The following is a 10,807-nucleotide window of genomic DNA, read 5'->3' on the forward strand; positions in this document are numbered from 1 at the left end:
AGCCGCGGGCCGTGGTCAGGCTTGTGACGAGTTTGCGCACCCATGCCACGAGGTCGTCGGCCAGGTCGCCGGTGTGGTTCACCGACGCCAGGATCCTGTCGGCGTCTTCGAGCATGACGTCGGCGACCAGCGCGGGGCGGCTGGGCCACCAGCGATAGATCGTCTGCTTTCCCACACCGGCCCGCGCCGCGACCGCTTCGATGGTCAAACCGTCGAATCCACGCTCGAGAAGCAGTTCGCGCGTGGCGGTGACGATCGCGGTGCGGGATTTCTCGCTGCGGCGCCGCGGCGCGAGATCGCTTGGCATGCGGTGATCCTCGCCTCTCAGAGTCCCTCGGGATCGGGCGCGCTTTACATATCCCGACCCGCCCCGTAATCTGCCACAAGACGAGACGGTTCGTCTTGTAAGGGGAAAGGGTAGCAGTCTTCGATGCCGCTTGGCCTGTCCCCGGAGCAGCAGGAACTCAGCGACGCGGTTGGCCGGTTCGCCGGCCGGCACGCCCCGATCTCTTCGACGCGCGACGAGTTCGATGCGCTGGCGGCCGGCAAGCTCCCCGGATGGTGGGATGCGTTGGTCACCAATGGCTTCCACGCCGTTCACCTTCCGGAACACCTCGGCGGCCAGGGCGGACGGCTGATCGACGCCGCCTGCGTCCTGGAGTCGGCCGGCAAGGCGCTGTTGCCCGGACCGCTGCTTCCGACGGTGACGGCGGGAGCCGTCGCGATGCTGGCAGACCCCACGCCGCAGGCGGAATCGCTGCTGCGCGACCTCGCATCCGGAACACCCGCCGCGGTCGTACTGCCCGACAACGGCGACTTTCTCGCGCGCGCCGATGGCCCGCAATGGGTGGTCAGCGGAGCGTCGGGCGTGACGATGGGCGCGTGTGCGGCACGGCTGATCCTGATCGGCGCCCGCCGCCCGCACGGCGGCGTCGTGTGGGTTCTCGTCGACACCGGAAAGCCAACGGCAACAGTCGAATCCGTGCACGGCACCGACCTCGTCGCCGATGCCGGCACGCTGCGGCTCGCCGAGCATCGCGCGGAAGAGGCCGACGTGCTCACCGGCATCGACGTGGACCGTGCGGCGTGTGCCGCCCTGGGCTTCGTCGCCAGCGTGACCGCGGGTATCGCGCAGTGGTGCGTCGAGGTGGTCACCGCGCACCTGCGAACCCGAGAGCAATTCGGCAAGGTGATCGGAACCTTCCAGGCGTTGCAACACCACGCCGCGATGCTGTTGGTCAACAGCGAACTGGCCACCGCGGCGGCCTGGGACGCGGTGCGCGCGGTCGACGAATCGCTTGACCAGCACCGCCTGGCCGCGGCCGGCGCCGCCGTGCTGGCGATCTCGCCGGCGCCGGACCTGGTACTCGATTCGTTGACGATGTTCGGTGCCATCGGCTTCACCTGGGAACACGACCTGCACCTGTATTGGCGACGGGCCACCAGTCTGGCCGCATCGATCGGGCCGGCGAATCGTTGGGCCCGCCGCCTGGGCGAGCTGACGTGTACCCAGCAGCGCGACATGTCGGTCAACCTCGGCGACGCGGAATCGGAGTTCCGTTCCCGGGTGGCCGAAACCCTCGACGCCGCTTTGCAACTGCGCAACGACCAGCCGGGGCGACAGGGCGACTACCCGGAGTTCGAAACCGGTCCGCAGCGCACCACCATCGCCGAGGCCGGTCTGATCGCGCCGCACTGGCCGCAACCGTGGGGAGTCGACGCCAGCCCCCTGCAGCAGTTGATCATCGACGAGGAATTCGACAAGCGACGCGACCTGGTCCGGCCTTCGTTGGGCATCGCCGAGTGGATCCTTCCGTCGGTGCTCCGCGCCGCACCAAAAGACTTGCAGGACAAGCTGATCCCACCGACCCAGCGCGGCGAGATCGCCTGGTGTCAGCTGTTCAGCGAGCCGGGGGCCGGGTCCGACCTGGCCGCGCTGGCGACGCGGGCAACCAAGGTCGACGGCGGCTGGAGCGTCAGCGGGCACAAGATCTGGACGTCGGCGGCGCACCGCGCGGATTTCGGCGCGCTGCTGGCGCGCACCGATCCGGCCGCGAGCAAGCACCGCGGCATCGGCTATTTCATTCTCGACATGCGATCGCCCGGGATAGAAGTCCAGCCGATCAAGACGGCCACCGGCGATGCGCACTTCAACGAGGTCTTCCTCAACGACGTGTTCGTGCCCGACGACATGCTGTTGGGCGATCCGACCGACGGCTGGAATCTCGCGATCGCCACGATGGCCGAAGAGCGTTCGGCGATCAGCGGCTACGTCAAGTTCGACAGGGCGGCCGCGCTGCGGGTGCTCGCGGCGCGACCCGGACCGGACCGTGATGACGCGCTGCGCGAGCTCGGCGAGCTCGACGCGTACACCAACGCCATCAAGGCCCTCGGCGTTCGGGAAACAATCCGGCTGCTTGACGGCCAAGCCTCCGGCCCGGCTTCCAGCATCGCCAAGGTGGCAATGAACGTGCTGCTGCGACGCACCTTCCAGGCCACACTGCAGTTGACCGGGCAGACCGCGATGGTCTCCGATTCGGAACCCGCCGTCGTGCAGCCGTATCTGCACCTGCCCGCCGAATTGATCGGCGGCGGCACCCGGGAGATCCAGCTGAACATCATCGCCCAGATGATTCTCGGCCTGCCCCGAAAGTAGGACAGCACATGGGATTACGTGGAGATGCGGCGATCGTCGGGTATGTAGAACTCCCGCCCGAACGCCTGAACAAGGCTTCGCCGGCGCCGTTCGTCATCGAGCAATGGGCCGAACTCGCTGCGGCCGCGCTCGAGGATGCCGGATTGCCCGGCGAGGCCGTCAACGGGATCGTCGCATCACACCTGGCCGAGTCGGAGATCTTCGTGCCCTCCACGATCGCCGAATACCTGGGCGTGGGAGCGCGATTCGCCGAGCATGTCGACCTCGGCGGCGCCAGCGCCGCGGCCATGGTGTGGCGGGCGGCCGCGGCCGTCGAACTCGGCATCTGCGACGCCGTCCTGTGCGCGCTGCCCGCCCGCTACATCACGCCGTCGTCGAAGAAGAAGCCCAGGCCCATTATCGACGCGATGTTCTTCGGCTCGTCCAGCAACCAATACGGCTCTCCGCAAGCGGAATTCGAAATACCCTACGGCAACCTTGGCCAGAACGGCCCGTACGGCCAGGTGGCGCAACGCTACGCGGCAATCCACGGCTACGACGAGCGCGCGATGGCCAAGCTCGTCGTCGACACCCGCGTGAACGCCAACCACACCGAAGGCGCGATCTGGAAGGACAAACCGCTCACCATCGACGACGTGCTGGCCAGCCCGGTGATCGCCGACCCGTTGCACATGCTGGAAATCGTGATGCCGTGCGTCGGGGGGGCCGCCGTCGTCGTCGCCAACGCCGACCTCGCCCGCCGGGCCCGGCATCGCCCGGTGTGGATCAAGGGCTTCGGTGAGCACGTGCCGTTCAAGACCCCGACGTATGCCGCGGACCTACTGACCACGCCGATCGCCGCCGCCGCCGACACCGCCTTCGCCATGACCGAGCTGACGCGTGAGCAGATGGACATGGTGTCGATCTATGACTGCTACACCATCACCGTGTTGCTGTCGCTGGAGGACGCGGGCTTCTGCGAAAAGGGCAAGGGCATGGAGTTCGTCGCCAACCACGACCTGACCTTCCGCGGCGACTTTCCGCTCAACACCGCCGGCGGCCAGCTCGGCTTCGGCCAAGCCGGATTGGCCGGCGGGATGCACCACGTCTGCGACGCCGCCCGGCAGATCATGGGCCGCGCGGGTGCGGCGCAGGTGGCCGACTGCAACCGCGCCTTCGTGTCCGGCAACGGCGGCATCCTGTCCGAGCAGACGACGCTTATCCTGCAAGGGGACTGACGATGAAATTCGAACGCCCAATGCCCGTCAAAACGCCTACTACGGCGCCGTTTTGGGATGCGCTCGCCGAACATCGCATCGTCATCCAGTATTCGCCGTCGCTGCGGTCCTACGTGTTCTATCCGCGGGTGCGTGCGCCCCGCACGCTGGCCGACGATCTGGAATGGCGCGAGATCTCCGGCATGGGCACCTTGTACTCCTACACTGTGGCCCATCGGCCCGTCAGCCCGCACTTCGCCGACGCCGTGCCGCAGCTGCTCGCCATCGTCGAATGGGACGAGGGCCCAAGGTTTTCCACCGAGATGGTCAACGTCGATCCGGCCGATCTTCGGGTCGGAATGCGGGTGCGGCCGGTGTTCTTTGACTACCAGGAGCACGACGTGACGATGCTGCGCTACGAGCCGGCCGACTAGCGCCTGGCGCCGAGACGACTACATCTGCGCCCAGACGACCTTCGTCTGCAGGTAGGTCTCGAGACCCGCTTTGCCGGACTCGTAGCCCCAACCGGATTGCTTGTAACCGCCGAAGGGCATGGAGTGGTCGAACTGCATCTGGCAGTTCAGCCCCACGGTTCCGGCCTTGAGCCGCTTGGCAATTCGGTGGGCGCGGCCCAGATCGCGGGTCCAAGCGGTGGCGGCCAGGCCGTACGTGCTGTCGTTGGCCAGGGCCACTGCCTCGTCCTCGTCGTCGAACGCGATGACCGCGACGACCGGCCCGAAGATCTCCTCCTGGAACAGCCGGCTCGTCGTGGCGACGTTGGTCAGCACGGTGGGGCGAACGAAGTAACCCTTCCGGTCCACTCGCTCGCCCCCGGTAACGACCTCAACGCCGTCGGAGCGGCCCTGATCGAGATAGCCCAGGACGCGGGTGAGCTGCTTCTCGCTGATCAGCGGGCCGATCAGGCTGCCCTCGTCCTTGGGGCCGCCTTGCGGCAGTCCGTTCGCGACGTTCGCCAATTGCTCCAGGAACTGCTCGTAGATACCGCGCTGGACGAAGATGCGCGACCCGCACACGCACGCCTGGCCGGAGTGGATGAAGGTGCCGAACGCCGCCATCGGGACGGCCTTGGACAGGTCGGCGTCATCGAAGACCACCACCGGCGACTTCCCGCCGAGCTCCAGCGTCACCTTCTTGAGGTTGCTCGCGCCCGCCGCGTGCACGATTGCCCGGCCGACTTCGGTCGAACCGGTGAAGGCGACCTTCTCGACGTCGGGGTGCGCGGTGATCGCCGCGCCCGCGGTGTGCCCATAGCCCAGCAGCAGGTTCGCCACCCCCTCGGGCACCCCGGCCTCGGTGAGGATGTTGTCCAGCACCAGCGCCGACAGCGGGGTCTCCTCGGCCGGCTTGACGACGCTGCTGCAGCCCGCCGCGAGAGCCGGGGCCAGCTTGGCGCAGAAATTGAAAACCGGTCCGTTCCAGGGGAATATCAGCCCCACCACGCCGTACGGTTCCTTGAGCGTGTAAGCGTGCTGATGCGAGTCGATGCCGGTGAGGCCGCCGGTGTGCACGTCGGCGGCGATGCCCTCGATCTTGGTGCACCAGCCGGCGTAGTAACGGAAAAACTCGGATCCGACGGTCACGGTTCCCTGCGCTTGCAGCGGAGTCATGCCCGCGTTGAGCGATTCGAGTTCGGCCAGCAACTCCGCGTTCTGATCGATCAGCTCGCCGACGCGCCACAGGATCTTGGCCCGCTCGCTGGGCGGCTTGCTGTGCCAGACCCCCGCCTCGAAGGACGCCTTAGCCCGGGCGACCGCGTCGTCGACGGCTTCCGGCCCGCAATCCTTGAACTCGGTGACCTGTTCCTCGGTGGCGGGATCGACGACCGCGATCGTCTCACCGGTGCCGGGTCGTTCGCGGATCTCGTCGAGAACCGACTGCACCTTCATAGCTATCCCCTCGCGTCTTTGCGACCTGAAGCCCCGCCCGTATCCGGATACGGGACTTACCGGAAGTTACGCGCTTAACCTCTGGATGTCCAGCCCGGCTCCGGCAACGCTCCGCGTCACGGAATTCTGGCGAAATTCGCTGTTCACGTGGAGTCGCGCACGACCAGACGGGCGACGTCTGTCGGCTGCGGGGGCGCCGGGGCGGGATACCCCAATTCGGTCAGGACGGCGGTGATCGCGGCGTCGGCGACGGCGGTCGGGTTGAACTCCACCGTGGTCAGCGGCGGAGAGCTCAGCGCCGCCATCGGCGTGGCGTCGATGCCCATCACGGCGAGGTCGGCCGGGCAGCGCAGGCCGGCGGCGCGGATCCCGTGCAGCACCAGGCACGCGATCTCGTCGCTCTGCGCGCACACCGCGGTGACGCCGTCGCGCACCCAGCCCGTCACCACCTCGACGGCATTGTCCTGGGTGACGTCGGCGACGGAGACCGACGGAAGGTCGCGGGCCAGGGCCGCGCCGGCGACGCCCTCGAGCCAGTAATCGCCCAGGAGGCGCCACCTGCGGTTGCCGGTGTACGCGAAAGCGATCCGCCGGTGCCCCCGTGACACCAGGTGCTCGACCCGTAGCTCACCAACGGAGAGGTGCGGGTCGCCCAGGGCGGGCAGCGTCCCGACGTCGATGTGCGGAACGCCCGCCGCCTTCACCGCGTGCGCGGCGGCCTCGCTCAGCGGGAACAGGCTCGTGACCGCGGCCGGGTCGAGGTTCTCGATGGCCTCGACGACGTGGCGATCGTCTTCGGCCTCGAAGATCTGTAGCTGAAGCAGTCCGACGCGTGCCAATTCGGTGGTCATCCGGCTGCCGGCCTGCATCGGCATGTCTCCGACCGCCACGTGCGGCAGCACGTAGAGAACCACGCCGCTCTTCCCGCGAGCGAGGTTGCGCGCGGCGAGGTTGGGACGGTAACCGAGGAGTTCGGCGGCCCGGTAGACCGCATCGCGGGTCGGCTCGGAGATTCTGCGGCCCTCGGCGTTGTTCAGTACGTAACTGACCGTCGCGGTCGACACCCCGGCCAGCCGCGCCACATCGGCGGTGGTGGGCCGCACGGGCTTGTCGACCAATGCATCACCTCTCGGGCCGGCCATGCCTCATGGTGGCACGCCACGCAAACAGTATGGACTAATAGTCCAAGTAAAAAGCTAGCGCAATGGTGCCGTATGGGGCCGCGTTCAGAGGCATTTGCCATTGTGGGACAGCTATTGTCGGATTGCGAGCGGGCGCAGGACGACCGGTGGCCTCCGTTGACACTGTGACCGACACCATTGTCTACTAGTCATATCTCGACGCGCGAGGAGTGCGCCATGAACAAAGACGATCTGGTCCTGATCAGCGTGGACGATCACATCGCCGAGCCGGCCGACATGTTCGACGCGCACGTGCCCGCGAAGTACAAGGACCGCGCTCCCCGCGTGGTCCTCGAGCCCGACGGCGTCCAGCAGTGGTACTACGGCGACATTCGCGGACGGAACATGGGCCTCAACGCCGTCGCGGGCAAACCCCGCGAGATGTACAACGTCGACGCGTGCAGCTACGACGAGATGCGTCCGGGATGCTTCAACGTCGACGAACGGATTCGCGACATGAACGCCGGCGGGCAACTGGCCGGCTTGAACTTCCCGAACTTCACCGGTTTCTCGGGCCAGGTGCTCAACCAGGGCCCAGACCGCGACGTCAACCTGGTGATGATCAAGGCCTACAACGACTGGCACATCGACGAATGGTGCGCGGCGTACCCGGGACGGTTCATCCCGTGCGGCATCCTGCCGCTGTACGACGTGGCCGAAGCGGCCAAGGAAGTCAAGCGGCTCGCGGACAAGGGCTGTCACGCGGTGACGTTCTCGGAGAATCCAGAGGCGTTGGAAATGCCGAGCATTCACACCAAATACTGGTACCCGCTGTTCGAGGCCGTCTGTGAGAACAGCACGGTGCTGTGCACCCACGTCGGTTCCGCGTCGCGATCCGCACAAGTGTCGACCGACGCCCCGCCCAGCGTGCAGATGACGGCGTCGTCGATGATGAGCATGTTCACCTTCACCGAGCTGATCTGGGCCGAATTCTGGGCGGACTTCCCGCAACTCAAGTTCTCCCTCACCGAGGGCGACGTCGGCTGGATACCGTACTTCCTCTGGCGCGCCGAACACGTCTACAACCGGCACTCGGGCTGGACGCAGGCGAAGTTCCCGCCCGGTTACGGCGGGCCGACCGACGTGTTCAAGCGACATTTCTACACCTGCTTCATCAGCGACAAAGTCGGCGTCAAGAACATGGACTGGTTCAACGAGGACATGCTGTGCTGGGAATCCGACTTTCCGCACTCCGACAGCAGTTGGCCGTTTGCGCCCGAGGACGTCATCGAGACCATGGGCCACCTCGACGACGCGGTGATCAACAAGATCACCCACGAAAACGCCATGGCCGCATACTCGTTCGACCCCTTCCGGCACATCCCGAAAGAACAGGCCCGGGCGGGCTGCCTGCGCGCCCAGGCCACCGACGTCGACGTGGTGACCCATGTCGGCCACCGCGCCAGCCAGCGTGACCTCGACACGTGGACGCGGATGACGCAGTTCGCGCTGCAGGCACAGGGACCCGGGCCGGTGACCGCGGAGGTCACCGGCATCGCCGGGCGCGCCACCACCCTGGGCAACTGAGCGTGGCCGCCGAGGCGCCGTTCGCGGGCTGGCGTGTGCTGGAGCTGTCCAACGGGATCGCGGTGTCGTACTGCGCGAAGATGTTCGCCGACGCGGGCGCCGACGTCGTGAAGATCGAATCCCCGCAAGGTGATTCGATGCGCGGCTGGTCGGCCGGGGGCGCCCCCGGTGCGCTGTTCGGTTACCTGGCGGCGGGCAAGAGGTCAGTGGTCCGCCGCGACGACGCCGAGATCGCCGCGCTGCTGGCCGGCGCCGACGTCGTGTTCACCGACCTGACCGACGGCTGCACGCTCGACGACATCACGGCGCACACCGGGCCGTCGGCCGTCGTGGTCACCGTGACGCCGTTCGGGCTGACGGGTCCGTACGTCGACGACCACGTGGTTGCCAACGAGTTCATCCTGCAAGCGCTGTGCGGGTCGACCGCCGGCCGCGGCTGGCCGGGCGACGAACCCGTGCAAGCGGGCGGCCGGCTGGGCGAGTGGCTGGCGGGGTCGTTTGCCGCGGCGGTCGCCGCGGCCGCGGCACGCCATGCCGCCCGGGGCGGCAACGGTGAGATCGTCGACCTCTCGACCTACGAGGCGATGGCCCTCGCGATGGGCGGCCTGTCCGCCATGTCGGCCAGTGTGCTGGGGGCGGATTCCCTTCAGCAACAACGCAGTCTGGAATTGCCGTCGATCGTCCCCACGGCCGACGGCATGGTCGGCTACTGCACGATTACCGCGCAACAGTTCCAGGACTTTCTGGTGATGATCGATCGCGCCGATCTGGTCGACGACGCCGAGCTGGCATCGTTCGTAGGGCGAGTCGAGCGCCGCGACGAATTCCTCGGCATGGTCACGCAGTGGACGGAAACCCGTACCACGCAGGAGATCATCGACCTCGCGGTGGCCTTCCGAATCCCGGTGGCCCCCATCGGCACCCCGGCCACGTTGCCCAAGGTCGACCACTTCGTCGAGCGCGGCGTGTTCGTCGAGTCGGAACCCGGGAGCCTGCAGCCGCGGGTGCCGTACCGCGCCGATGCCATCGTGACGATGCCGCCGCGCCGGCCTCCGGAACTGGGCGCCGACAACGGCCGCGTGCAGTGGCCGCCGCGACCCGGTCGGCCCATCACCGCCGAACCCGACACACTTCCGCTGTCCGGCATACGGGTAACCGACTTAACCGCCTTCTGGGCGGGGCCCGTCGCCACCCAATTCCTGGGCGCCCTTGGCGCCGACATCATCAAGCTCGAAGGCGTCCGCCGGCCCGACGGCATGCGGCTCTCCGCCGGTCGTCCTCCCGACTGGGACCAGTGGTGGGAAACGGGCCCGGTGTTCCTGTGCAGCAACAACAACAAGCGCGGCATCAGCGTCGAGCTCAGCACCGATGCGGGGCGGGGCATTGCCCTGGATCTCATCGCCGCCAGCGACCTCGTCATCGAGAATTTTTCGCCGCGGGTGATGGAAAACTTTGGCCTGCAGTGGGATACGGTACGCGACGCCAATCCGCGCGCGATCATGGTGCGGATGCCGGCGTTCGGCCTCGACGGGCCGTGGCGCGACCGCGTGGGGTTCGCGCAAACCATGGAGCAGGCGACGGGCATGGCGTGGATGACCGGGCATGCCGACGGGCCACCCGTGATTCCGCGAGGGGTGTGTGATCCGATCGCGGGCCTGCACGCGGCCTTCGCTGCGGTCGTGGCGCTGGTCGTCCGTGACCGGGACGGCACCGGCATGCACGTCGAGTCGACGATGGTGGAGTCGGCGCTGAACGTGGCCGCCGAAGTGGTGGTGGAGTACTCACGCAACGGAATCGAGCTGCGGCGCAACGGTAATCGCGGCCCCGGAGCGACTCCCCAAGGCGTGTATCGCTGTGTGGGTGACGACGAGTGGGTCGCGCTCGCCGCGACCGACGACGACGCCCGCGTGTCCCTGGCGAAACTCATCAATCATCAATTCGGGCCGGATGCAGCCGCGTGGCGGGCGGGGGCCGACGACATCGACAAGCTCATCTCGGACTGGGCCGCGCGGCGCACGGTGGCCGAGGCGGTCGACGCGCTGCGTGCCGGCGGGGTGGCCGCGGCACCGGTCACCCCGGCGGGGGAACTGCTGAGCGATCCACAACTGCTGGCCCGGGGTTTCTGGGAAACGGTCGACCACCCGGTGGCCGGCTCGTTCCTGTGCACCGGAATGCCCTTCGCGTTCGTCGGGAAGCCACGGCGCTGGATCCGCCGCGTGCCGCCGTTGTACGGCCAGCACACCGAGGAAGTCCTGACGGGCCTGCTGGGGCGCAGCGAACGAGAGCTCGCCGAGCTGCGGGCATCCGGGGCCACCAGCGCGCGGCCGGCGGGCCTGTGAC

At 67.7% G+C, this 10,807-nt stretch carries 8 protein-coding genes; 5 read left to right on the forward strand and 3 right to left on the reverse strand.

The features are described 5' to 3' along the window. Positions 1 to 307 (reverse strand): TetR/AcrR family transcriptional regulator (locus A5745_RS15505; protein WP_139329636.1); only part of this gene is annotated, 307 nt, incomplete at its 3' end. 123 nt (positions 308 to 430) lie between these two features. Here A5745_RS15505 and A5745_RS15510 point away from each other — a divergent pair. Genes A5745_RS15510 through A5745_RS15520 form a run of 3 tightly spaced genes read left to right on the forward strand, consistent with a single transcriptional unit; the run spans position 431 to position 4,286 of the window. Next, a complete protein-coding gene (locus A5745_RS15510) occupies positions 431 to 2,656 on the forward strand; it encodes an acyl-CoA dehydrogenase (RefSeq protein ID WP_076117112.1) in 2,226 nt (741 codons plus the stop codon). 8 nt (positions 2,657 to 2,664) lie between these two features. After that, positions 2,665 to 3,873, forward strand: a complete 1,209-nt coding sequence (locus A5745_RS15515) for a thiolase family protein (protein WP_076117114.1) — start codon at positions 2,665 to 2,667, stop codon at positions 3,871 to 3,873. 2 nt (positions 3,874 to 3,875) lie between these two features. Beyond that, on the forward strand, positions 3,876 to 4,286 hold the full coding sequence (locus A5745_RS15520) for a Zn-ribbon domain-containing OB-fold protein (protein ID WP_076117116.1): 411 nt from the start codon (positions 3,876 to 3,878) through the stop codon (positions 4,284 to 4,286). An 18-nt stretch (positions 4,287 to 4,304) separates the two neighbouring features. Here A5745_RS15520 and A5745_RS15525 read toward each other — a convergent pair whose 3' ends face one another. Then, positions 4,305 to 5,759 carry an aldehyde dehydrogenase gene (locus tag A5745_RS15525; protein WP_076117118.1) on the reverse strand — a complete coding sequence of 485 codons (1,455 nt, stop codon included), beginning with the start codon at positions 5,757 to 5,759 and terminating at the stop codon, positions 4,305 to 4,307. A 143-nt stretch (positions 5,760 to 5,902) separates the two neighbouring features. Next, positions 5,903 to 6,901 (reverse strand): LacI family DNA-binding transcriptional regulator, encoded by a 999-nt coding sequence (locus A5745_RS15530; protein ID WP_076117120.1) that lies wholly within the window; start codon positions 6,899 to 6,901, stop codon positions 5,903 to 5,905. A 216-nt stretch (positions 6,902 to 7,117) separates the two neighbouring features. On the opposite strand from A5745_RS15530, the gene A5745_RS15535 reads away from it, so the two are divergent. Further along, positions 7,118 to 8,467: an amidohydrolase family protein gene (locus tag A5745_RS15535; RefSeq protein ID WP_076117122.1), complete on the forward strand. Its 1,350-nt coding sequence runs from the start codon at positions 7,118 to 7,120 to the stop codon at positions 8,465 to 8,467. A 2-nt stretch (positions 8,468 to 8,469) separates the two neighbouring features. After that, complete coding sequence (locus A5745_RS15540; protein ID WP_076117124.1) at positions 8,470 to 10,806, forward strand: CoA transferase; 2,337 nt, start codon at positions 8,470 to 8,472, stop codon at positions 10,804 to 10,806. Position 10,807 lies beyond the last annotated feature (1 nt).

The organism is Mycobacterium sp. IS-2888, from assembly GCF_001954215.1.
In the GTDB taxonomy this organism is placed as follows: Bacteria; Actinomycetota; Actinomycetes; order Mycobacteriales; family Mycobacteriaceae; genus Mycobacterium.

Coding starts and splice junctions, on each gene's coding strand:
- A5745_RS15515 (WP_076117114.1), top strand. CDS start 2,665: ATGGGATTACGTGGAGATGCGGCGATCGTCGGGTATGTAGAACTCCCG.
- A5745_RS15510 (WP_076117112.1), top strand. CDS start 431: ATGCCGCTTGGCCTGTCCCCGGAGCAGCAGGAACTCAGCGACGCGGTT.
- A5745_RS15530 (WP_076117120.1), bottom strand. CDS start 6,901: ATGGCCGGCCCGAGAGGTGATGCATTGGTCGACAAGCCCGTGCGGCCC.
- A5745_RS15535 (WP_076117122.1), top strand. CDS start 7,118: ATGAACAAAGACGATCTGGTCCTGATCAGCGTGGACGATCACATCGCC.
- A5745_RS15520 (WP_076117116.1), top strand. CDS start 3,876: ATGAAATTCGAACGCCCAATGCCCGTCAAAACGCCTACTACGGCGCCG.
- A5745_RS15525 (WP_076117118.1), bottom strand. CDS start 5,759: ATGAAGGTGCAGTCGGTTCTCGACGAGATCCGCGAACGACCCGGCACC.